The sequence below is a fragment of the Neorhizobium sp. T7_12 genome (assembly GCF_002968535.1).
Taxonomy (GTDB): domain Bacteria; phylum Pseudomonadota; class Alphaproteobacteria; order Rhizobiales; family Rhizobiaceae; genus Neorhizobium; species Neorhizobium tomejilense.
On sequence record NZ_PVBK01000016.1, the window covers coordinates 64,461 to 86,311 of the forward strand.

General features: G+C 62.5%; 20 protein-coding genes. 13 read left to right on the forward strand and 7 right to left on the reverse strand.

Annotation, left to right across the window (positions count from 1 at the left end; translation table 11 throughout):
- Positions 1-82: 82 nt before the first annotated feature.
- Positions 83-889, reverse strand: coding sequence for an IclR family transcriptional regulator (locus tag C5J26_RS25365; RefSeq protein ID WP_172746062.1), 807 nt, complete (start codon positions 887-889; stop codon positions 83-85).
- Between the two features lie 94 nt (positions 890-983).
- Here C5J26_RS25365 and C5J26_RS25370 point away from each other — a divergent pair, with 94 nt between their 5' ends.
- From C5J26_RS25370 to C5J26_RS25395, 6 genes are all read left to right on the forward strand, one after another.
- A complete protein-coding gene (locus tag C5J26_RS25370; protein ID WP_105404299.1) occupies positions 984-1,349 on the forward strand; it encodes a Rieske 2Fe-2S domain-containing protein in 366 nt (121 codons plus the stop codon).
- Entirely contained in the window at positions 1,336-1,671 is a 336-nt protein-coding gene (locus C5J26_RS25375) for a hypothetical protein (protein WP_037084912.1), read from the forward strand. The genes C5J26_RS25370 and C5J26_RS25375 overlap by 14 nt, the downstream gene beginning before the upstream one ends.
- Positions 1,672-1,707: 36 nt before the next feature.
- Positions 1,708-2,937, forward strand: coding sequence for an amidohydrolase family protein (locus C5J26_RS25380; protein WP_105404300.1), 1,230 nt, complete (start codon positions 1,708-1,710; stop codon positions 2,935-2,937).
- Positions 2,938-3,017: 80 nt separating this feature from the next.
- Positions 3,018-4,616 carry a thiamine pyrophosphate-dependent enzyme gene (locus C5J26_RS25385; protein WP_105404301.1) on the forward strand — a complete coding sequence of 533 codons (1,599 nt, stop codon included), beginning with the start codon at positions 3,018-3,020 and terminating at the stop codon, positions 4,614-4,616.
- 129 nt (positions 4,617-4,745) lie between these two features.
- Entirely contained in the window at positions 4,746-5,699 is a 954-nt protein-coding gene (locus tag C5J26_RS25390) for a 2-hydroxyacid dehydrogenase (RefSeq protein ID WP_206051222.1), read from the forward strand.
- Positions 5,700-5,725: 26 nt separating this feature from the next.
- Complete coding sequence (locus C5J26_RS25395) at positions 5,726-6,538, forward strand: class II aldolase/adducin family protein (RefSeq protein WP_105404302.1); 813 nt, start codon at positions 5,726-5,728, stop codon at positions 6,536-6,538.
- A 104-nt stretch (positions 6,539-6,642) separates the two neighbouring features.
- Here C5J26_RS25395 and C5J26_RS25400 read toward each other — a convergent pair whose 3' ends face one another.
- The 5 genes from C5J26_RS25400 to C5J26_RS25420 all read right to left on the reverse strand — a co-directional run bounded on the left by C5J26_RS25400 (position 6,643) and on the right by C5J26_RS25420 (position 11,735).
- The gene (locus tag C5J26_RS25400) at positions 6,643-7,626 is read right to left on the reverse strand and encodes a tripartite tricarboxylate transporter substrate binding protein (protein WP_105404303.1); all 984 of its coding nucleotides are present in this window, start codon (positions 7,624-7,626) and stop codon (positions 6,643-6,645) included.
- 83 nt (positions 7,627-7,709) lie between these two features.
- Positions 7,710-8,687, reverse strand: a complete 978-nt coding sequence (locus C5J26_RS25405) for a tripartite tricarboxylate transporter substrate binding protein (RefSeq protein WP_105404304.1) — start codon at positions 8,685-8,687, stop codon at positions 7,710-7,712.
- Between the two features lie 72 nt (positions 8,688-8,759).
- A complete protein-coding gene (locus C5J26_RS25410) occupies positions 8,760-9,743 on the reverse strand; it encodes a tripartite tricarboxylate transporter substrate binding protein (RefSeq protein ID WP_105404305.1) in 984 nt (327 codons plus the stop codon).
- 36 nt (positions 9,744-9,779) lie between these two features.
- On the reverse strand, positions 9,780-11,285 hold the full coding sequence (locus C5J26_RS25415; protein WP_105404306.1) for a tripartite tricarboxylate transporter permease: 1,506 nt from the start codon (positions 11,283-11,285) through the stop codon (positions 9,780-9,782).
- Between the two features lie 3 nt (positions 11,286-11,288).
- Positions 11,289-11,735, reverse strand: a complete 447-nt coding sequence (locus C5J26_RS25420; protein WP_172724165.1) for a tripartite tricarboxylate transporter TctB family protein — start codon at positions 11,733-11,735, stop codon at positions 11,289-11,291.
- 468 nt (positions 11,736-12,203) lie between these two features.
- On the opposite strand from C5J26_RS25420, the gene C5J26_RS25425 reads away from it, so the two are divergent.
- Together C5J26_RS25425 and C5J26_RS25430 are read left to right on the forward strand one after the other, a co-directional pair.
- Positions 12,204-13,424: an FAD-dependent monooxygenase gene (locus C5J26_RS25425; RefSeq protein ID WP_105404308.1), complete on the forward strand. Its 1,221-nt coding sequence runs from the start codon at positions 12,204-12,206 to the stop codon at positions 13,422-13,424.
- A gap of 80 nt (positions 13,425-13,504) precedes the next feature.
- Positions 13,505-14,683: an alpha/beta hydrolase gene (locus tag C5J26_RS25430; protein ID WP_105404309.1), complete on the forward strand. Its 1,179-nt coding sequence runs from the start codon at positions 13,505-13,507 to the stop codon at positions 14,681-14,683.
- Positions 14,684-14,869: 186 nt separating this feature from the next.
- On the opposite strand, the gene C5J26_RS25435 is transcribed toward C5J26_RS25430, so the two are convergent.
- Positions 14,870-15,403 carry a VOC family protein gene (locus tag C5J26_RS25435; protein ID WP_105404310.1) on the reverse strand — a complete coding sequence of 178 codons (534 nt, stop codon included), beginning with the start codon at positions 15,401-15,403 and terminating at the stop codon, positions 14,870-14,872.
- A 124-nt stretch (positions 15,404-15,527) separates the two neighbouring features.
- Here C5J26_RS25435 and C5J26_RS25440 point away from each other — a divergent pair, with 124 nt between their 5' ends.
- The 5 genes from C5J26_RS25440 (at position 15,528) to C5J26_RS25460 (ending at position 21,832) form a co-directional block, all read left to right on the forward strand.
- A complete protein-coding gene (locus C5J26_RS25440) occupies positions 15,528-16,319 on the forward strand; it encodes a LuxR C-terminal-related transcriptional regulator (RefSeq protein ID WP_172746064.1) in 792 nt (263 codons plus the stop codon).
- A gap of 26 nt (positions 16,320-16,345) precedes the next feature.
- Positions 16,346-17,074, forward strand: a complete 729-nt coding sequence (locus tag C5J26_RS25445) for an SDR family oxidoreductase (RefSeq protein WP_105404312.1) — start codon at positions 16,346-16,348, stop codon at positions 17,072-17,074.
- Positions 17,075-17,188: 114 nt separating this feature from the next.
- On the forward strand, positions 17,189-18,052 hold the full coding sequence (locus C5J26_RS25450) for a p-hydroxycinnamoyl CoA hydratase/lyase (RefSeq protein ID WP_046599283.1): 864 nt from the start codon (positions 17,189-17,191) through the stop codon (positions 18,050-18,052).
- Between the two features lie 12 nt (positions 18,053-18,064).
- Entirely contained in the window at positions 18,065-20,203 is a 2,139-nt protein-coding gene (locus tag C5J26_RS25455; RefSeq protein WP_206051223.1) for an acetate--CoA ligase family protein, read from the forward strand.
- Between the two features lie 186 nt (positions 20,204-20,389).
- Positions 20,390-21,832: an NAD-dependent succinate-semialdehyde dehydrogenase gene (locus C5J26_RS25460; RefSeq protein ID WP_105404313.1), complete on the forward strand. Its 1,443-nt coding sequence runs from the start codon at positions 20,390-20,392 to the stop codon at positions 21,830-21,832.
- The last annotated feature ends 19 nt before the right edge of the window (positions 21,833-21,851 follow it).

Consider the following 21,851-nt stretch of genomic DNA (forward strand, 5'->3'; position numbering starts at 1 on the left):
TGCGGCGACCTTCTTCAAAACGGTTATATGAGCGGGGTAGCGGAGAAAATGCAGCCGCACAAGCCGGGTTGGACGAAACCCCTCAACTTACTGAGGCGCCGAGCCGGAGCGACAGCGACCTTGCGGCACGCAACGTGGCGGTCAGCGGCGGGCCGGAAGGCGCGATATCGAAACCATCCTGGCGGCCGAGCACGGTGATGACCGCCTTCAGGTGTGCGCGGTGATCGAAGACGGGAGCGGCAACGGCTGAGAAATCCGGAACGGTGGACGGCAGCGTTGCGGCATAACCTTGACGGCGGACATCCGTGAGTTCGGTTATGAAACGCGCGGCCGAGGCCTCCGCTTCGCCATCCTGTTGCATCATGGCGCGCAGGTGGTGTTCCCACTCGGCGTTCGGCAGGTTTGCCATGAAGACCCGGCCGGTCGCCGTCGGCCAGAGGCGTACAAGCGATCCGACCTTGATCTCGTAGACGCTGTCGGAGCGGCCCTCGATCTTGTCGACCACGACAGGCGCATCGCCGTTCCACACCGCCAGGGTCACCGTCTCGCCGAGTTCGGCGGCAAGCTGCGAGATTGACGCACGCGCAAGGCTGAGGAAGTCGGTGCGCGAAAGCGAGGCAAGCCCGAGCTGCAGCGCCGAATCGCCGAGATCGTAAAGGCCGGACAGCCGGTCCTGAGCGGCAAAACCGGTGCGCACCAGGCTGACAAGATAACCATGCGCCATGCTGGGCGTCATCCCGGCAGCCGCTGCGATTTCGTTCAGCCGCAGCGCGCGGCCGGCATGCTGGATCGCGGTCAGCACCTTCAGGCCCTTTTCAAGCGACTGGATACCGGCGCCCTTTGTTTCCGGCCCCTTGCCTGCCGCCTTCTGTATTACCGCCGCGTCCATGACCTCTCCGCTTGACGTCCTCATTCATCTTTATACAATATAACTGAATTATTTCAAGAATATTGAAATCGACGCGAAGGATAAGGAGGAGACCTTGGCGGAATATCTGGTTTGTTCGGAGGATGAGATCACCGATGGCGGCCGCAAGGTCGTCGCCTGCGGGGAGCGGGAAATCGGCATTTTTCGGGTAAAAGGTGCGCTACATGCCTGGCACAACATGTGCCCGCATCGTCAGGGCCCGATCTGTCAGGGACGCATCTATCCTCAAGTCATCGAGCCCGTCGATGAAAGACAGGAGGTGCGGACGCTTCAATACAATGAAGAGAACATGCACGTCGCCTGTCCGTGGCATGGCTGGGAATTCAACCTGGAGACCGGTCGCAACGCCGGGCCGGCCAAATACCGCCTTCACCGAGCCGAACTGGCGATCCGGGAGGGGCAGGTCTATGTCGTCCTCTGAGCCCACATTACGCAACGACCCCTATGGCTGGATCGAGGACGCCACCGCCGAGATCGAGAAGGCGACCGCCGAACTGCTGGAAAACGGCGAGGCATCGCGCGTCTCGGATGAAGCAGTCGCCCGGATGATGACGGCGGCGATCCGGCTTTACGTCGCCAAGAGCGACGGCGAGGAACGTACCTTCCGGCCGCTGACCGGCACCCGCGACGAAACGGTGACCGCCACCGAGGCGCTCTCCGCCGTTTCCGAAATCCTGCGCGCCCTGCATCTCGGGCCGATGGAACTGGCGCTCTGGTACCGGCGCCGGCCGGACGAACTCTGAGGCATAAATCCACTCTTTCGCCTGAGGAGAGCGAACATGGATATTTCCAACAAGGATCGCGCCCGCGAATTGCCGGTGCAGCAGATCGATGTCTTCACCGATACGCGCGACATCCTCGCGCATGCCAACAAGGCGGCCAGGAAGCGCGGTTTCGAGGACTGGCTGATCTGCGACGTGGACGCCCACCACACCGAGACGATTTCCTGGCACGAACTGGTGCAATATATCGAGGACCCGGTCATCCGCCACCAGGCGATGCTCTTCCACGACGAGAAGATGGGCACCGCCTCCTACGGTTTGAACGGCGACATGGGCCTCAAATACCAGGATGTCGGCGGCCGCATTCCGCACCAGGCGGGCATCCGCGAAAAGGTCGATGACGGGGTGCATCGCGATGTCACCCTCTCGCGCCGGGCGATGAGCGCGCTCGGCGTCGACTATATGGTGCTGTTCCCGACGCCGATGCTGACGCTCGGGCTGCATCCGCAGCCGGAAATGGAAGTCTATCTCGGCCGCGCCTATAACCGCTGGCTGATCGACAAGGTGCTCTCCAAGGACGACCGGCTGAAGACGCTTGCCTACCTGCCGTTCAACGTGCCCAAGGAAGCGGAACGCACCATCGAGGAATTCGCCGGCCAGCCGGGTGTCATCGGCTTCTGCGTGCCGTCCACCCGCCATAAGCCGGTGCACCACAACGACTATATGCGCGTCTATGCGATGCTCGAGGAGCGCAACCTGCCGATCGCCTTCCATGCCGCCTATCACTGGCAGGACCAGTCGCTGTCGACCATCAACCGGTTCCTCGGCATGCATGCGCTTGGCTTCGTCTGGTGCAATATGGTGCACATGACCAACTGGATCCTGAACGGCATTCCGGAGCGTTTTCCCAAACTGAAAAGCATCTGGGTGGAAAGCGGGCTCGCCTGGATCCCCTTCCTGATGCAGCGGCTCGACGACCAGTATCTGATGCGGCCGTCGGAAGCGCCGCAGCTGAAAAAGCTGCCGAGCGATTACATGCGGGAAAACTGCTGGTACACGACCCAGCCGATGGAAACGGTGAACATGAAGGCGCTGCAGCTGACGCTGGAGATGATCAACGCCGAGAGCCAGCTCCTGTTTGCATCCGACTGGCCGCATTTCGATTTCGACCTGCCGCAGGAGATCTACGACCTGCCGTTCCTGAGCGAACAGGCGAAGCGGAATATTCTCGGGCTGAACGCGGCGAAGTTGTTCAATCTGGACCCGACGCCGCGTAAGACTTTGTAGGCGGGGAGGGTGTGTGGAGCCCCTCAGCACCGCGGCAGTTTTTCATGGTCTTCCACTTCGTCTAACAAGGACATTCCAACATGACCATCACCGGAGGCGATTCCATCGTCGCTTCACTGCGCGCCCACGATGTGGATACCGTCTTCGGCATACCAGGCGCCCAGCTCTACGGCCTGTTCGACGCCTTCCAGCGCGACGGCATGCGGGTGATCACGCCGCGGCACGAGCAGACATGCGCCTATATGGCCTTCGGTTACGCCCGAGCCTCGGGCAATCCCGGTGTCTATTCCGTCGTGCCCGGCCCGGGCGTGCTCAACACGGGCGCTGCGCTGCTGACCGCGTGGGGCTGCAACGAGCCGGTTCTGTGCCTGACCGGGCAGGTACCGACCGCGTTTCTCGGCAAGGGCCGCGGCCACCTGCACGAGATGCGCGACCAGCGCGCCGTTCTCGCCGGCATCGCCAAGTCTGCCGAACGCGCCGACAAGGCAGCGGACGTTTCCGTCGCAATCGCCCATGCGTTTCGCGAGATGCGCTCCCTGAAGCCCGGCCCGGCAACGGTTGAAATGCCCTGGGAACAGTTCGTGGCGGAGGGCGAATTCGAGATTGCCCGGCCGCTCGAAAATCATCCGGATCCGATAGCCGATGTAGCGGTCGGCGAGGCGGCGGCGGCGATCGGCCGGGCGGAACGGCCGATGATCTTCGTCGGGCCCGGCGCCTTCGAGGCCCGTGACGAGGTGCTGCGGCTTGCGGAAATGCTGCATGCGCCGGTGGTCGGCTTTCGTTCCGGGCGCGGCGTGGTCTCCAACCGCCACGAACTCGGCCTCACCATCGCCGAGGCGCGAAAGCTGTGGCCGGTGGTCGATTGCGTCATCGGCATCGGCACCCGGCTCGAGGTGCCGAGCTGGCGTTGGAAGCCGAGAGCCGAAGTGCCGGTGGTGCGGCTGGAAATCGACGCGGAGGAACTGATCCGTACACCGGAGGCCCTCGGCGTGCTCGGCCGCGCGAAGACCTCCCTCACGGCGCTGCTTGCCGAACTCAAGCCGCGGACGCCTTCCGACGACTGGCGGGAAGCGATCCGAAAGGCGCGCGCGCAAACGGCGCAAGCCATCCAGGAAATCTCGCCGCATTACGATTATCTGCAGGCGATCCGCGCTGCCCTTCCGGATGACGGCATCCTCATCGAGGAGGTCTGCCAGTCCGGTTTCGCCTCCTGGTACTGCTATCCGGTCTACGAACCACGCACCTTCATCTCGACCGGCTTCCAGGGCACGCTCGGCTTCGGCTTTCCGACCGCGCTTGGCGTCAAGGTTGCCCGGCCGGACGTGCCGGTGGTGTCGATCGCCGGCGATGGCGGCTTCATGTTCGCAGCCCAGGAACTGGCGACCGCCGCCCAGTACGGCATCGACGTCATCACCGTCGTCTTCAACAATTCCGCCTTCGGCAACGTGAAGCGCGACCAGAGCGAAGCTTTCGGCGGACGGCTGATCGGTTCGGAGCTCAAGAATCCGGATTTCGGCAAGCTCGCCGCCGCCTTCCATGTGGATTTCGCCCGGGTGAGTGCGCCGGAGGATCTCCGCTCCGCAATCGAGACCGCCATCACCCGCGGCGGCCCGTGGCTGATCGAAGTGCCGCTGTCGCTCGAAAGCGAAGTCAGCCCCTGGACGTTCATCCACGGGTAATCCGTCGATGACGAACTCCGTTCGACATGGACGAAAAGACCTATCGTCATGGCAGGGAGCCGTATAAAGTCGGCTCCAAGATTTCGATCCGGGGAGGGCATCGTTTCCGTGACATCAGACCAGAAAACCATGCGTGTCGTTGTGCTGACGGCGGTCCTTCCGGCTTCGGTGGTCTCGACGCTCGAAGGCATGGACGGGCGGCAAATGTCTGCCGCGGAGGTCGCTGCAGGCGGCGAAATGCCGGGCGTGCAGGTGCTGGTCACCGATCCAGGCGTCGGCGCCAACGCGGAAATACTGGCAAAATTCCCCGACCTGAAGCTGGTCGCCTGTTACGGCATCGGCATCGACTCGATCCACATGCCGACCGTCAAGTCGCGTGGCATCGGCATCTGCAATACGCCGGGCCTGCTGACGGAGGATGTCGCCGATCTCGCCATGGCGCTGATGCTGGCCTCCGCCCGCGATATCGTGCCCCAGACCCAATATGTCCGCGACGGCCGATGGACGACGATCGCGGCAAAAGTCCCGCTCGGCCGCTCGCTCAAGAACAAGGCAATCGGCATTGTCGGGCTCGGCAATATCGGCGCGGCGATTGCGGAACGGGCCGCCGCTTTCCGGATGCGGGTTTCGTATCATGGGCCGCGGCGGAAACCTGTCGCTTATGCCTACATGCCGGATCTCGTCGCGATGGCGAAGGAGAGCGATTTCCTCGTCGTCGCCAGCCGCGGCGGCGAGGACACCAGGAAAATCGTCAACCGCGACGTGCTGGAGGCGCTCGGACCTCAGGGCACGCTGGTCAACGTCTCGCGCGGTTCGATCGTCGACGAGGCGGCGCTGGTGGAGGCGCTCAGGACCGGCAAGTTGGGTTTTGCGGCACTGGACGTATTTGCCAACGAGCCGAGGGTTTCGGAAAAGCTGCTGTGGATGCCGAATGTGATCATGACGCCGCACCAGGGCAGTGCCACCACGGAAACCCGCCTCGCCATGGCCCTTTTGCTGGTCGAGAATGTCCAAGCGTTTTTCAAGGGAGCGCCGCTGCCGACGCCGGTGGTCCCGATCGCGATCTGGGCTTTTGAACTGTAGCTTTTGAACTCTAGGGAGGAATTCAAATGGCATTTCAACGTCACGTCATCGGACTGGCAGGACAGGACCAATCCGGCGAAGTCATTACCGAGTTCGACCGCGCTTCGGTCACCGACGAGGAATGGGCCGTCCGCGTCGATCTCGCTGCCGCCTATCGTCTCGCAGCACTCTACGGCTGGGACGATCTCATCTACACGCATATCTCGGCTCGCGTCCCTGGCACGGACAATCACTTCCTGATCAACCCGTTCGGGCTCGCCTTCGACGAGATCAAGGCGAGCAACCTCGTCAAGATCGACCACGAGGCGAAGATCATCGGCAAGTCGGACTACCCGGTGAACGGTGCCGGTTTCGTCATCCACCACGCCGTGCACAAGGCACGCCACGAGCTGAACTGCGTCATGCACCTGCATACCGAGGCAGGCATGGCGCTTTCCATGCTCGATTGCGGCCTGCTGCCGCTCTCCCAGCATTCGATGTTCTTCTACAACCGCATCGGCTATCACGGCTACGAAGGCCTGGCCCTCAATATGGAAGAGCAGGAAAGGCTGATCCACGATCTCGGCCCGCACAAGAACATGATCCTCAAGAACCATGGCACGCTGACATCGGGCGAAAGTGTGGGCGAGGCATTCGTGTGGACCTTCTGGCTGGAAAAGGCCGCCCGCGCCCAGCTCGCCGCCATGGCCGCCCAGCCGCAGGGTCTCACCGTTCCGGCAGAGAAGATCGCCGAGCTGACCGCCCATATGTACGAGATGTCTCCGGCCAAGCCGGGACTGAAAGAATGGCCGGCCATGCTGCGCAAGCTGGATCGGATCGATCCGAGCTATCGGGACTGACATCCTGAAATGACGGCGTGCGGGGAACTGGCGGTCTTTCCTCTCATTCTCCGCAACGAAAAAAGCCGGCGTTTCCGCCGGCTTTTTATTTGCTTCAGCAGGTCTTACTGCTGCGGGATCTGGGCAATGGCCACGTAGTCCTTCCACTCCGCGATCGTCTTGATCATCAGAGCCTGGGCTTCGGCCGGGGTGGAGATGTAGGGGTCGCCACCCTGGTCGGCCAGGAACTTCTGGGTTTCCGGCGCCTGCAGGACGGTATTGAACCAGCCGTTGATCTTGGTGGTGATGTCTTCCGGCGTGCCCTTGGCAACCATGGCACCCCACCAGCCGAGCTGGTCGACGTCAAAGCCCTGTTCCTTCAGGGTCGGAATGTTCGGAGCGCCCTTCATGCGTTCCGGCGAGCCGACGCCGAGAAGACGGAAGCGGCCTTCGCGCTGCTGGGCGAGGGCAAAGACCGGATCGTAGGAGCCGAAGTCCATTGCGCCGCTGGTCATGTCGTTGAGCGAGTCGGCGGCGGTCTTGTACTGGACCGAAACGGTCTCAAGGCCGGCTTTCTGCTTGTAGACTTCGGCCATGACCTTGCCCGAAGTGGCGTTGACGGCATAGGAGCCACCGTCGCCCTTTTCCTTCATGGCGGCCGTCAGTTCCTTCAGGTCCTTGTAGGGCGCGTCCTTGGCGACGGCGATCATGAAGGCCTGCTTGTTGATGGTGGCAATCGTCATCAGGTCCTTGCCGACGTCGATGGGCGGCTTCTTCATGATCCACATGTTGCCGGCGATCGAGTTGCCGGAATGGACGAAGATCGTGTAGCCGTCCGGCTTGGAGCGCGACGTGTATTCAGCGGCGATGTTGCTGAGCGCGCCCGGCTTGTTTTCGACGATGATCGTGGCGCCGGCGACCTTGGACACCTTGTCCGCGAAATAGCGGACGAGAACGTCGGCGCCGGAGCCAGCCGGGAAGGCGCAGACGAAGGTGATCGTCTGCTCCGGATAAGCGGCCTGGGCGGGCGTAACGTTTGCAATCTGCGCGACCGCCAGCATCGCCATGGCGGCGGTGGCTTGCGCGATCTTCTTAAGCCATTTTGTCACTTTTCATCTCCTATGGCGGTTCGTAAGGGTCCCTGCGAAAGAACCTGCCGCACTATGGCGAGAGGGTCTTTCGAATCGGTTGATTAATTTTGCGGAATCTTGGCCATGGCCACATACGTCTTCCACTCCTCGACGGTCTTGGCGAGCAGTGCCTGACCCTCGTCCGGAGTGCCGACATAGACGTCACCGCCGAATTTCGCGAGGAAGGCGACGGTATCGGGCTGGGCCAGGACTTCGTTGAACAGCGCGTTGATCTTGTCGACCACCGGCTTCGGCGTCGCCTTCGGAACGAAGGAGCCCCACCAGCCGAGCTGGTCGATGTCGTAGCCCTGTTCCTTGGCGGTCGGGATGTTGGGCAGCGACTTCAGCCGGATCGGCGAACCGGTCGCAAGGATCCGGACACGCTTCTCGTTGGCCTGCGACAGGGAGAAAACCGGATCGTGGACGCCGTAGTCGAGAGAGCCGCTCAGCATGTCGTTGAGCGAATCCTTGGCGTCCTTGAACGAGACTTCGACCGGATCGACGCCAGCGACCTGCTTGTAGATTTCGCCGAGAACCTTGCCGGATGTCGCAGCCGTTGCGTAGCTGGCGTTGTTGCCCTTTTCCTTCAGCACCTTGGTCAGCTCCTTCATGTCCTTGATCGGGCTGTCGTAAGCCACGACGAACATGAAGGCCTGCTTGTTGATGAAGGAGGTGGTCTGCAGCTCCTTGACGACGTCGATCGGCGGCGCCTTGAACAGCGACATGTTGGCCGCCGTCGAGGTGCCGGAATGGACGTAGATCGAATATCCGTCCGGCTTGGCGCGGGCGGTGTACATGGCGGCGATGTTGCCGGCGGCCCCCGGCTTGTTTTCGACGATCACCGTCTGGCCGGCGACCTTGGCGAACTTGTCGGCAAAGAAGCGGACCAGGACGTCGGCGCCCGAGCCGGCCGGGAAGGCGCAGACGAACGTGATCTGGCCATTCGGATAAGCACCCTGCGCGAACGCATCAAAGGGTGCGAGCGTGGCGGCCGCGGCAGTCGCCATCATCAGGTTTCTGCGTGAGATTTCAGTGGTCATCGGTACAAGTTCCTCCCTTGAACGCCCCAGTCATTCCCGTAGCAAGCTTCCGTGAAGCCCGTTGAACAAGCCTCAGTTTTGCGGGATCTTCGCCAACGCCACATAGGCACGCCACTCCTCGACGGTCTTTGCAAGAAGCTCGTCGACCTCCTTCGGCGTTCCTTTGAAGACGTCCCCGCCGAACTTGTTCAGGAAGGCTTCCGTTTCCGGCTGGTCAAGCACGTCCCGGAACAGTGCGTTCAGCTTCAGAACGACATCGTCCGGCGTCTTGGTCGGCACGAACACACCCCACCATCCAAGCTGGTCGACATTGAGGCCATATTCCTTGATGGCCGGAATCTCAGGCGTCGACTTCATGCGCTGCGGCGAGCCGACCGCGAGCAACCGCAGGCGCCCCTCGCGCTGCTGGCTGAGCGCGAAGACCGGGTCGAGTGCCGCGAAATCCAGCTGACCGCTGGTGATGTCGTTCAGGGAATCCGGGCCGGTCTTGTAGGCGACTTCGGTTGCCGAGACCCCTGCCAGCTGCAGGTAGACTTCGGCGAGAACCTTGCCCGACGTCGCGGTCGAGCCATAGGTGGCGTCGCCGGCCTTGGCCTTCAGATGCTCGGTGAGCTGCTTCATGTCCTTGATCGGGCTATCTGCGGCGACCGCGATCATGAAGGGCTGCTTGTTGATGAACTGGACGCCGCGCAACGCCTTGGTGACGTCGATCGCGGGTTTCTTGAACAGCGACATGTTGGCCGCGGTCGAGGTGCCGGAATGGACATAGACCGTGTAGCCGTCCGGCTTGGCGCGGCTGACATATTCGGCGGCGATATTGCCGTTGGCGCCCGGCTTGTTCTCGACGATCACCGTCTGCTTTGAAACGGCCGCCACCTTTTCGGAGAAGAAGCGGACCAGAATATCGGCGCCGCTGCCGGCCGGAAAGGCGCATACGAAGGTGATCGTACCGTTGGGATAGCCCGATTGTGCGAACGAGACACCGGGGAGAACGGCGGCCATCGTGGCCGCCGCAATCAGGGTGCGTCTTGTCAGTTTCAAATGTTGTTCAGTCATTGGCTCCTCCTCCAAAAAACCGTTGCAGAACGTCCGTTATTCCTCCTGGAACGCCTCCTCGCGTGTCTTTCGGAACTGCGGGAAGATGATCAGGCAAAGCATCAGGACCGTCGCCACCAGAAGCGTGGCCGAGATCGGACGGTCGATGAAGATCGTCGGATCGCCGCGCGAGATGACCAGCGAACGGCGCAGGTTTTCCTCCATCAGTGGACCGAGGATGAAGCCGAGCACCATGGGTGCAGGCTCGCAGCCGAGCTTGAAGAGGATGTAGCCGAAGACCGTGAAGACGATCATCAGAACCATCATGAACGGCTCGGTGCTCGTCGAGTAGACACCGATCGCGCAAAACAGCAGGATCGCCGGGTAGAGCAGGCGGTAGGGAACCGACAGCAGCTTCACCCAGATGCCGATCATCGGCAGGTTGATGACAACGAGCATCAGGTTGCCGATCCACATCGAGGCGACCATGCCCCAGAAGAGGTCCGGACGGGTGGTCATGACCGCCGCACCCGGCTGGATGCCCTGGATGATCATCGCGCCCATCATGATCGCCATGATTGGGTTCGACGGAATGCCGAGCGTCAGGAGCGGGATGAACGAGGTCTGGGCAGCAGCGTTGTTGGCCGCTTCCGGACCCGCGACGCCTTCGACCGCCCCGGTGCCGAACTTGCGCGGGTTCTTCGAGATCTTCTTTTCGAGCGTATAGCTGGCGAAGGAGGCAAGAACCGCTCCGCCGCCCGGCAGGATGCCGAGGAGCGAGCCGAGGCCCGTGCCGCGGAGGGCTGCCGGATAGGCTTCCTTGAATTCCTTCTTGGTCGGCCACATGTCGCGCATGCGGGTGCTGATCGCTTCGCGCGGCGGCGGCGGGTTCTCGAGGTTGCGGATGATTTCCACGATGCCGAAGAGGCCGAGAACCAGCGGCAGGAAGTCGATGCCCTCCCACAGGCCTGAAAGGCCGAAGGTATAGCGGGTAAGACCCGTGTTGATGTCGGTGCCAACGAGGCCGAGCAGCAGGCCTATCAAGACCATGGCAACGGCCTTCAGGACCGAACCGTGCGCCAGAACGATCGCCATGGTGAGACCGAGCAGCATCAACGCGAAATAATCCGGCGAATTGAACTGCTGGGCGATCGAGGCGAGCGGTGGACCGAAGGCCGCGATGAAGACGGTGCCGATCGTGCCGGCGAAGAACGAGCCGAGAGCGGCGATCGCGAGTGCCGCACCAGCGCGGCCCTTGCGGGCCATCTGATGTCCCTCGATACAGGTCACGACCGAGGAGGCTTCACCCGGCATGTTGACCAGGATTGAGGTGGTGGAGCCGCCATATTGTGCCCCGTAATAGATGCCGGCCAGCATGATCAGCGACGAAAGCGGATCGAGCCCGAACGTGATCGGCAGCAGGATCGCCAGCGCGGGAATGGGTCCGATGCCGGGAAGAACGCCGATCAGCGTGCCGAGCACGACGCCGATCAGACAGAACATCAGGTTCTCGAGCGAGCCTGCAGCCATGAAGCCGGTTGCGAGGTGTTCAAAGACTTCCATGGATTACCTGCCCCACCAGACGGGCATTGGCTGCCCAAGCGCGTATACGAAGATGATAACGACGAACGCCGCCGTGGTGACCGCGAAGACGACGGTCTCGACAGGTTTGACGTCGCGCCGTGCATAGGCAGCGAACATGATCAACAGGATCGAGGAGATCACCGCGCCGATTTCAGCGATCAGGATGCCGAAGGCGGCAATCGCCAGCAGGATGAAGACGATCGGGCGGAGCTGGATGCGTTCGATGGCCGGGCCTTCGATCGCCAGCGACTTTACCGTGACGATCAGCCCGATCAGTGCGATCAGGCCGCAAATGATCATCGGGAAATAGCCAGGGCCCATGTTGCGGGCGGAACCGAAGGTAAGGTCCGACCCGACATAGAGGCCGACCGCGCCGAAAAGGATGAACAAGATGCCCGCGCCGAAATCCTGCGGACTTTTGATGACCATGGTTTCCTCCCTGAAAACCCGACTATGAGAACCGGTCTGGCTCCCCTTGGGCGCCGGCCAAACCGTCATTATGCATGTTCCTCGGGCCGCGCCTCGAATTCGCAGCCCTGAATTCGTCTATAGGCAACTAGATTTGACTATATACAAGAGTATTTCTCTTGTCAGTCAATCGAATTCCGTAGTCTCCCCTGTCGATCAGATACCACAGCCGCCCACCGTTTTCGATCCTATCGCATTTATATCAGGAAGCCAGATATCCCAGGTGTAATTTCGTGACATCCTTTCCTGTTTTTGATCTGTGGATTGAAACTCTCAATTGCAGCCGCCGCTCCCAAGGGCTTGTCCGAAAGCTCCGGCGGGCAGATATGAAATTGGTTTTGAACAAAGTCAATTATACTTTATCAAAAATAGTTGACAGGCGCATGCGCGTCGGGAGAGATTGCCGTCAGGATTGCAAAGGATAAAAAAATGAAGATTTCTGTCGTGGGAGGAGGGATTGGCGGACTGACGGCGGCATTGTCGCTGCTCCGCCAGGGGTTTGACGTCGACGTGTACGAACAGGCGGTCGAGCTGAAAGAGGTCGGCGCCGGCGTTCAGGTCAGCGCCAACGGCACGCGGGTTCTGTTTTCGCTCGGGCTCGAAGAAGACATCATGTCGATCGCCTCTCAGGCGCAGGGCAAGGAGATTCGCCTCTGGAATACCGGGCAGACCTGGAAACTGTTTGACCTCGGCCCGCTTTCCATCGAGCGCTACGGCTTCCCCTATATCACCATCCACCGCAACGACCTGCACCAGACGCTGGCAGCCGGCGTGCGCCGAATCAAGCCCGATGCGATCAAGCTGTCCAAGAAATGCGTCGGGATAACCCAGGACGACAAGGGCGCGACCATCACCTTCGCCGACGGCACCACCGTCACTTCGGATATCGTCGTCGGCGCCGATGGGGTGCACTCGAAGATCCGCGAGACGCTGTTCGGTCGAGACGACCCGAAATTCACCGGCATCGTCGCCTGGCGCGGCGTCATCCCGGTCGAACGCCTGCCGGAACGCATGCTGCGGCCGGTCGGCACCAACTGGATCGGCCCCGGCGGCCACGTCATCCAGTACCTTCTGCGCGGCGGCAAGCTGATGAATTACGTCTCGGTCGTCGAGCGCGCCGACTGGCAGGTCGAATCCTGGTCGGTCGCGGGCACCGTGGAAGAGTGCCTTGCCGACTATGAAGGCTGGCACGAAGACATCCACACGATGATCAAGGCAATCGACGTGCCCTACAAATGGGCGCTGATGCTGCGGCCGCCGATGGACGACTGGACCCGCGGCCGTGTGACGCTGCTCGGAGACGCGTGCCATCCGACATTGCCGTTCCTCGCCCAGGGCGCGGTGATGGCGATCGAGGACGGTTTCGTGCTCGCCCGTGCGCTTGCCGAGAACAATGGCAACTACGAAGCGGCCTTCGCCGGTTACGAGGCGGCCCGCGTTGAGCGCACCGGCAAGATCGTCCGCGGCGCCGAAGGCAATCTCAGCCGTTTCCATAATGCCGCGTTGAAGGATCCGAAGCTCGCCGAGGACTACGTCAATGCCGAATGGCAGGAAGACAAGGTCAAGCAGCGCTACGAATGGCTGTTTACCTACGACGCCACCTCGGTGCCGGTCGTGGCGGGAACCAGGTCGCCGGAAGCGGCTGCCTGAGGCCGCGATCACAATTCAATCTCGAAAGCCCGTTCGCTGGTTTGCCGGCCGAGCGGGCGAAGCATAACGGGTAGGACATCATGACCACCAAGGCGGAATGGCAGCGAATCCCGCTGATCGTCTCCTTTCCGGAGACGGCGAAATATACCGAGACCTACGGCTTTGCCGGCAATTCCGGCAGGGTCAATCTCGAAGGTCAACTCCTGCGTGGCACCGGCGCGCCGTCGAAGACGGTCTATGTCTTCATGCATCCAACCTCGACCCTGCAGCTCCTGCCGATGCCGACGGCGCTTGCCGATGCCGGCCTGCACGTGCTTTGCGCCGCCAGCCGTTATCCGAAAAACGACACCGCTCTCATCATGGAAAAGGTGGCGATCGACCTCGGCAAGTGGCTTGATTATGCCCGTGGCGAGCTCGGTTACGAGAAGGTGGTGCTGGTCGGCTGGTCGGGCGGCGGCTCGCTGTCGCTGTTCTACCAGGCACAGGCCGAGAACCCGACGATCACCCACACGCCGGCCGGCGACGAGGTCAACCTCCTCGAAGCGGGGTTGAAGCCCGCCGACGGCGTGATCTTCATCGCCGCCCACCTGTCGCGTGCCGAAACGCTGACCGAATGGCTCGACCCGTCGGTTCTCGACGAACTCGACCCGGATCTGCGCGACCCGGAATTCGACATCTATTCGCCGGACTGCCCGCACCAGCCACCCTATTCGGCGGAATTCATCCAGCGGTTCCGGGCCGCCCAGGTCGCCCGCAACCGCAAGATCACCCATTGGGCGCTCGACATGCTGGCGGAGCTGAAGCGCCGCGGCTCGTTCGAGCAGGAGCGCGCCTTCATCGTCCACCGCACCATGTGCGACGTGCGCTGGTTCGACGGCACCATCGACCCGAACGACCGGCCGATCGGCAAGAGCTATATGGGCGATCCGCGCACCGTCAATGTCGGCCCGGTCGGTCTTGCCCGCTTCACGACGCTGCGTTCGTGGCTTTCCCAGTGGAGCTACGACCTGTCGAATGCCAAGGGGCCGATGAACGCGGCGCTGATCAAGCGCTCACCGGTGCTGCAGATCGAGAACAATGCCGACGAGGCGGTACCGGCGACCCACAATCCGACGATCCGGGCGGCGCTCGCCACCGAGAACAAGGAATATATGAAGATCCCGCACGCGACCCACTATTACCTCGGCCAGCCGGAACTCTTAAAAGCCTGCATCGACCGGGTGATCGACTGGAGCAAGCGGCAAGGGTTGTTGGCTTGAAAGACAAGCTGGAGCTCGTCAGGGGCGGGGCTCCTGATCGTCGGGAGGTTTGCAGTCGGGAGGCTGAACGTGAGCTTTAGCAAAAAGCACCACCGTCCATTCGGGACCAGTGGTGCTCCAATTTCGTCTTCCGCCTTCATGGCGGTATCAGGGACCGGCCATTCGTCCGGCCCCCAATTCGCTATCTCAAGCCGCAGCCGATTTCCTGGCGATCATGCCGGCCTTCTTCTGAACCCATCCCTTCATCGCGTCATGAGCTTCCGAAGCGGCCTGTTCCAGATAGCCAGGCTCTTCCGTGCGGGCGGTGATTTCCAGGCGCAGGCCATTCGGGTCGAAGAAGTAGATCGAGTTGATGAACTCGTGGTCGATGACGTCGGTGGTCTTCACGCCGGCATCCTGCAGCCGCTTCTTGAACGTCAGGACCTCCTCGACGGAATCGACTTCCATCGCGAAGTGCTGGACCCAGTCGGGCGTGTTCGGCGAGGGAAGCGGCATGATGTTTTCGCCGAGGTCGAAGAAGGCCATGTAGGAGCCGTCGCCCATTTCGAAGAAGAAATGCGCGTAGGGCTTTTCTTCGCCCGTCGACGGCACCTTGTCGGCGGTCATGCAGTTGACCAGCGGCAGGCCAAGCAGGTCCTCGTAGAACTTGCGGGTCTCCTCGCCATCGCGGCAAGGGTAGGAAAAGTGATAGAGTTTGCGAAGCTTTGGTGCGTCAACCATGGTGGTTCCTCCATATCCAGGCTTGTTGCATTGGCCGTGATGGTAGGCCTTTGCCGACCCTCCCATGTCCACCTTGCAGGTGGACATGCTCACCACAGATTTGTTCTCAACCCTGGAGGCGTCAATGCCTGCGCTTGATGGAGACAACGTGACCGTCATGGCCGCCCTCATGGACGAAGTCGGTGAGCCCGGCTTCCCCGAAAAATTGCTGGAGACGCTGCGCGGTATCGCCGGCACCGATTTCTGTTCCGCCTTCCAGGCCGAGGAGGATGGGTCGCTCACCTATCTCTTCGCCTGCGGTTATCACTCGACCATTCCGGGCTTTGCCGAGCGCGCCTCGCTCGACTATGCCCGCCGTTATTGGCTGCGCGACCGGGTGACCCGTCAGATGCTGAACGCAGGCCCCGGACTTGCCAAGGTGCAGGTCATCCGCCAGGCCTGGAATGGCATCCGTGACCCCGAATACCGCCGCGACTGTTACGAGCGCGCCCATGTGCTCGAACGCCTGACCATCTATCACTCGGAGGAGCCGCGGATCTTCGCCAGCCTCTATCGCACCCGCGAAAGCGGCCCGTTCCCGCTCTCCGCCGTCGAACGGCTGGAAGCCTCCGCGCCGCTCCTGATGGCCATGGTCATCAAGCATGTGCGACTGCAGGGCCGGCCGCAGACGGCGCCCTTGCATCCGCCGCAGCAGGAGATCGCCGGGCGGCTGCTGCAGGCGGGGTTCGCACTTTCGGGCCGCGAGGCGGAGGTTTCCGCCGGTCTGCTGCTCGGCCGCACCCATCGGGAAATTTCCGAGAAGGTCGGGCTCGCGCTTTCGAGCATCGTCACCTACCGTCAGCGCGCCTATCGCAAGCTGGGGGTCAGCGACCGGCGCGGGCTCGAAGCGCTTTATGAAGGAATTTCGCGCGTCTAACGCATCATTTCGAGGAGGGATTTCAGATGATTTCGATCAAAAACCGTATTGCCATTGTCACTGGCGCCAGCTCGGGCATCGGCTGGGGCATCGCCAAGGCGATTGCCACGGAGGGTGCCGTCACCGTGCTTGCCGCCCGCAGCGCCGACAAGCTTGAAAAACTGGCGGCCGAGATCGAGGCAGAAGGCGGCCGTGCGTTCGTCGTGCCGACCGACGTCACCGACGACGCGCAGGTCGAAAAGCTGTTCGCCACGGTGAAGGAAAAATACGGCCGGCTCGACATCCTGATCAACAATGCCGGCATCGCCGACCATACGCCGGTCGAGAAGCTCACCAACGAGCGCTGGCACGAGGTGATCGGTGCCAACCTGCACTCGGTCTTCTATTGCAGCCGCGCCGCCTTCGTCATCATGCAGGAACAGAAACGCGGCCGGATCATCAACATGGGCAGCCTGTCGTCCAAGGTACCGCGCGGCCATACCGCCGCCTATACGGCGAGCAAGTTCGCGCTCGAGGGCCTCACCCGTTCGCTCGCCGTCGATGGCCGCGAGCACGGCATTGCGGTCTCCATGGTGCATCCTGGCTCGACGGTCAGCTCGCTTGTTCCCGGCATCACCGACCAAGTCCGGCCCGCAACCATGATGCCTCTGGATGTGGCGCGGATCGTGGTGCTGATGGCGACGCTGCCGGACGACGTAAACCTTTACGAGAGCATCATCCTGCCGGTCGAAATGCCGTTCCTCGGCCGCGGTTAAGCATCGGTTCAGCACGACGTCAAACGGCTTTCTTTTCGCCAGGCCTGAGATTGAAAGCCGCTTGACGCATATTCGGGTCCCTGATATCCATTTCCCCAGTAGGGAGAATTTGCTATGGAAAACCAGACCGAATCCGCTGCCGCCGGCCAGAACAATGGCAAGTGGGGCGAATATGTTACCGTGGATTTCGACGAGGGCATCGCCTGGGTGACGCTCAACCGTCCGAAGCAGCGCAACGCCATCAACCCGGGCATCGTCTGGGAAATGAACGCGATCATGGACGCGCTGGAAGAAGACGACCGCTGCAAGGTGATGGTTGTTACCGGCGCCGGCGAATCCTTCTCGGCCGGCATGGACCTCAAGGAATATTTCCGCGCTACCGACAAGGTGCCGCCGATCCAACGCGAACGCCTGTTCCGGGCGAACGCCGCATGGCAGTGGCGCCGGATGATGTATTTCCCGAAGCCGACCATCTCCATGGTCAACGGCTGGTGTTTCGGCGGCGCCTTCCAGTTCCTGGTCGGCTGCGACCTGGCCATCGCCTCGGAAGACGCCATTTTCGGCCTTTCTGAAATCAACTGGGGCATCATCCCGGCCGGCATCGTCACCAAATCGGTGCTGGAGACGATGAGCTTCCGCGACGCGATGTATTACATCATGACCGGGGAAACCTTCACCGGCCAGCAGGCTGCCGACATGAAGCTGGTCAACAAGGCCGTTTCGCCGGACGAGCTGAAGGCCGAGACCCGCAAGCTCGCCATGACGCTGATCGGCAAAAACCCCTTCGTGCTGCGCCAGGCCAAGACCGCATGCCGTTTTACCCGCGATCTCACCTGGGAACAGGCCGGCGAATACCTGATGGCGAAGTCCGACCAGACGGAACTCCGCGACCCGGAAAACGGCCGCAATACCGGCATGAGTCAGTTCCTGGACGAGAAATCCTTCCGCCCGGGCCTCGGTGCCTACCGTCGCGACTAAGAAGTGGCTCCCATGGCTGATACGATGACCACAGCTCCCAAGACGCTCGATCCGGCCAAGCCGTTCGATCTCGACCGTCTGCTGCGCCCACGATCGATCGCGATCGTGGGCGCGTCGCCGGATCCCGCTTCGATCGGCGGCGGCGTGCTCGCCAATCTCGAACTCTTCAAATATGCAGGCGATCTGCATCTCGTCAGCCGTTCGCGCGATGAGATCAATGGCCGCGCCTGCGTGAAGGCCATCGCCGACCTGCCAAAGGGCGTCGATGTGGTGATCCTCATCGTGCCGCAGGTGGCGATCAAGGACTCGGTTCTTGCCTGCGTCGAGCGGGATGTGGCGGGCGTCATCGTCTATTCTTCCGGTTTCGCCGAAGCCGGCGAGGAGGGCCGCCGACAGCAGGACGAGCTTGCCGAAATCTGCCGCAAGGCGGGCATGGCGATGCTCGGACCGAACTGCATGGGCTATACCAATTATGTCGACGGCATTCCGCTGACTTTCGAGCCGGTCGACCTGCGCGGCGTCGGCGAGCGCTCGCGCGTCGCCATCGTCGCCCAGAGCGGCGCGACGGCGGCCAATATCCGCTTCGCCATGCATTCGCGGGAAATCGCGGTCTCCTACGTCATCGCCACCGGCAACGAGGCCGTGATCGCCGCCGAGGACCTGGTCGGCTGGCTGATCGAGGACAAGGACAACGCCGTCGTCGCGGTCTATGTCGAACAGGTCAAGAACCCCCAAAAGTTCCTCGCCGTGGCGCGGCGCGCCCGCGAGCTCGGCAAGCCGATCGTCATGCTGCATCCGGGCTCCAGCGAGCGCGGCAAGCAGGCGGCGCAATCGCATACCGGCGCGCTTGCCGGCGACCATGCGCTGATGCAGACGGCCGTGCGCAACGAGGCCGTCGCGCTGGTCGAGACGACCGACGAGCTGTTCGACGTCACCGCGATCCTGGCGCGCTATCCGTCGCCGCCGCCGGGCGAGGCGGGCATCGTCACCAATTCCGGCGCCATCCGCGGCCTCTGCTTCGATTTTTGCGAACGCGTCGGCCTGCCGATCGCGACGCTGTCGGACGAGGTGCATGCCGAGCTTGCAACGCAAGTGCCGCCTTACGTCCATGTCGACAACCCGTTCGACATCGGCACGACCGGCTTCTCCAATCCAGGTATTTTCGGCACGTCCACGGCATCCATGCTGAAGGATCCGAATGTGGGCATCGTCTTCCTGTCGCATGCAGGCGGCTCGCCGCCGATGCAGATCAAGAAGTCGGATGCCATCATCCCGGTCGCCGCGACCGCGACGAAGCCCGTCATCCTCAACATTGTCGGCGACGACTACCCGCTCGACCCGACCTTCATGAAGGCCGTGCGCGACAGCGGCATTCCGTTCTTCCGCTCGCCGGAACGCGCCATGCGCGCCATGGCAGTGGTGATGAACTATGCGGCCGCGCTCGCCGCCACCAAGGACCGCGCGCCGGAAGGCGAACGGATCGCCAAACTGCCACCGTCCGGCCTCGTGGTCGAGTATGAAGGCAAGCGGATCCTTGCCGATCTCGGCATCCACATCCCGAAGGGCGCTTTGGCCAGATCCGCCGACGAAGCCGCGACGATCGCAGCCGATGTCGGTTATCCGGTGGTCATGAAGGCGCAGGCGGCCGAACTCGCCCACAAGAGCGATGTCGGCGGCGTCATCGTCAATATCGCCGACGAGCCGGCGCTGCGGGCGGCGCATGAAAAGATGTATGCCAGCATTGCCAGGCACAAGCCGGGCCTTGAGCTCGACGGCGTGCTGATCGAGGGCATGGCGCGCCAAGGCCTCGAAATGGTGGTCGGCGCCAAGCGCGATCCGCAATGGGGTCCGGTCGTACTGGTCGGCCTCGGCGGCGTCTGGATCGAGGCTCTCGCCGATGCCCGCCTGCTGCCGGCCGATATCAGCCGCGAGCGGGCGATCGCCGAAATCCGCAAGCTGAAGGCTTCGAAGCTGCTGGGCGCCTTCCGTGGCCAGCCGGCGCGCGATGTCGAGGCGATCGCCGACGTGGTCGTCAAGCTCGGCGCGCTGATGCGCTCACAGCCTCAGATCGTCGAGGTCGATATCAACCCGCTCGTTGTCTATGGCGAGGGGGACGGGGCTTTGGCTCTCGACGCGCTATTCGTGCAGTGAGGATTGGGGGATTTCCCCCTCATCCGCCTGCCGGCACCTTCTCCCCGAGGGGAGAAGGTGAATTGCCGCAATGTCTCAGATCCTCCTCTCCCCAGCGGGGAGAGGGTGGCCGAGCGAAGCGGAGGCCGGGTGAGGGGGTGCTACGCCCACTATTTTATTTTGGCAGTCACGAGGGAGGAAACCGTGATGCAGACCCAATCCTATGGTGAATTGAAGCTGTTTGTGGATGGCGAGTGGCTCGGCGCGGAAGGCCGGATGACGGAAGACGTCATCAATCCGGCAACCGGCGAGCCGATCGGCGCCCTGCCGCATGCAACCGCGGCGGACCTCGAGCGAGCCGTGGCAGCCGCCACCCGTGAATTCAAGGCCTGGAAGGCAACGACCGCCTTCGACCGCGCCAAGATCATCCGCAAGGCAGCCGACATCCTGCGCGAACGGGCCAATGAAATCGGCCGGCGCATGGTGCTCGACCAGGGCAAGCCGCTCGCCGAGGCGATCCCGGAAGTCCATATCTCGGCCGACATTCTCGACTGGACCGCCGACGAGGGCCGCCGCACTTATGGCCGCATCGTGCCGTCGCGCGTGCCCGGCGCCCGCTGGATGGTCACGAGAGAGCCAGTCGGCCCGGTCGCCGGCTTCACGCCCTGGAATTTTCCGGGCGTCATCCCGGCGCGAAAAATTTCGGCCGCGCTCGCCACCGGCTGCACCATGGTCATCAAGCCCTCGGAAGAAACACCCTCGACCGTGCTCGAGATCGCCCGCGCGCTGCAGGATGCCGGCTTGCCGAACGGCGTGCTGAACGTCGTGCACGGCAAGCCGGCGGAGGTCTCCGAACACCTGATCGCTTCGGACGGCATCCGCAAGATCACCTTCACCGGCTCGACCGCCGTCGGCCAGCATCTCGCAGTCCTCGCCGCGAAAGCCGGCGTCAAGCGTGCCACGATGGAACTCGGCGGCCATGCGCCCGTGCTGATCTTCGAGGATGCCGATATCGACCACGCCATCCGCGTCATGGTGCACGCGAAATACCGCAATGCCGGTCAGGTCTGCATCTCACCGACCCGGTTCTACGTCCATGACAGCGTCCACGACAAGTTCGTCGACGGCTTTGCCAAGGCGGCCTCGGCCCTGAAGGTCGGCGACGGCCTCGACCCGTCGAGCCAGATGGGGCCGCTCGCCAACAGCCGCCGCGTGCCGGCAATGGAGCGCATGGTCGCCGATGCCGTGCAGCGCGGCGCCAAGGTGAAAGCCGGCGGCGAGCGCGGCAGCAATCGCGGCTATTTCTTCCAGCCGACCGTGCTGGCCGACGTGCCGCAGGACGCGATCATCATGAATGACGAGCCCTTCGGCCCTGTCGCCGTCACCGCCCGCTTCACCTCCTTCGACGAGGTGATCGAACAGGCCAACCGGCTGCCCTACGGCCTTGCCTCCTATGCCTTCACCCGCTCGAGCCAGACCGCCGCGATGGTCAGCGACGCGATCGAGGCCGGCATGGTCGGCATCAACAACAACTTCATCTCGATGGCCGAAACGCCGTTCGGCGGCGTCAAGCAGAGCGGTTATGGCTCCGAAGGCGGCACCGAGGGCATGGACGCCTATCTCGTCACCAAAATGACCAGCCTGTCGTAAGGCTCCGGGATCTTTAGGA

Coding starts and splice junctions, on each gene's coding strand:
- C5J26_RS25460 (WP_105404313.1), top strand. CDS start 20,390: ATGCAGACCCAATCCTATGGTGAATTGAAGCTGTTTGTGGATGGCGAG.
- C5J26_RS25455 (WP_206051223.1), top strand. CDS start 18,065: ATGGCTGATACGATGACCACAGCTCCCAAGACGCTCGATCCGGCCAAG.
- C5J26_RS25445 (WP_105404312.1), top strand. CDS start 16,346: ATGATTTCGATCAAAAACCGTATTGCCATTGTCACTGGCGCCAGCTCG.
- C5J26_RS25410 (WP_105404305.1), bottom strand. CDS start 9,743: ATGACTGAACAACATTTGAAACTGACAAGACGCACCCTGATTGCGGCG.
- C5J26_RS25430 (WP_105404309.1), top strand. CDS start 13,505: ATGACCACCAAGGCGGAATGGCAGCGAATCCCGCTGATCGTCTCCTTT.
- C5J26_RS25450 (WP_046599283.1), top strand. CDS start 17,189: ATGGAAAACCAGACCGAATCCGCTGCCGCCGGCCAGAACAATGGCAAG.
- C5J26_RS25365 (WP_172746062.1), bottom strand. CDS start 889: ATGGACGCGGCGGTAATACAGAAGGCGGCAGGCAAGGGGCCGGAAACA.
- C5J26_RS25425 (WP_105404308.1), top strand. CDS start 12,204: ATGAAGATTTCTGTCGTGGGAGGAGGGATTGGCGGACTGACGGCGGCA.
- C5J26_RS25440 (WP_172746064.1), top strand. CDS start 15,528: ATGCCTGCGCTTGATGGAGACAACGTGACCGTCATGGCCGCCCTCATG.
- C5J26_RS25415 (WP_105404306.1), bottom strand. CDS start 11,285: ATGGAAGTCTTTGAACACCTCGCAACCGGCTTCATGGCTGCAGGCTCG.
- C5J26_RS25405 (WP_105404304.1), bottom strand. CDS start 8,687: ATGACCACTGAAATCTCACGCAGAAACCTGATGATGGCGACTGCCGCG.
- C5J26_RS25380 (WP_105404300.1), top strand. CDS start 1,708: ATGGATATTTCCAACAAGGATCGCGCCCGCGAATTGCCGGTGCAGCAG.
- C5J26_RS25395 (WP_105404302.1), top strand. CDS start 5,726: ATGGCATTTCAACGTCACGTCATCGGACTGGCAGGACAGGACCAATCC.
- C5J26_RS25375 (WP_037084912.1), top strand. CDS start 1,336: ATGTCGTCCTCTGAGCCCACATTACGCAACGACCCCTATGGCTGGATC.
- C5J26_RS25435 (WP_105404310.1), bottom strand. CDS start 15,403: ATGGTTGACGCACCAAAGCTTCGCAAACTCTATCACTTTTCCTACCCT.
- C5J26_RS25420 (WP_172724165.1), bottom strand. CDS start 11,735: ATGGTCATCAAAAGTCCGCAGGATTTCGGCGCGGGCATCTTGTTCATC.
- C5J26_RS25390 (WP_206051222.1), top strand. CDS start 4,746: ATGCGTGTCGTTGTGCTGACGGCGGTCCTTCCGGCTTCGGTGGTCTCG.
- C5J26_RS25385 (WP_105404301.1), top strand. CDS start 3,018: ATGACCATCACCGGAGGCGATTCCATCGTCGCTTCACTGCGCGCCCAC.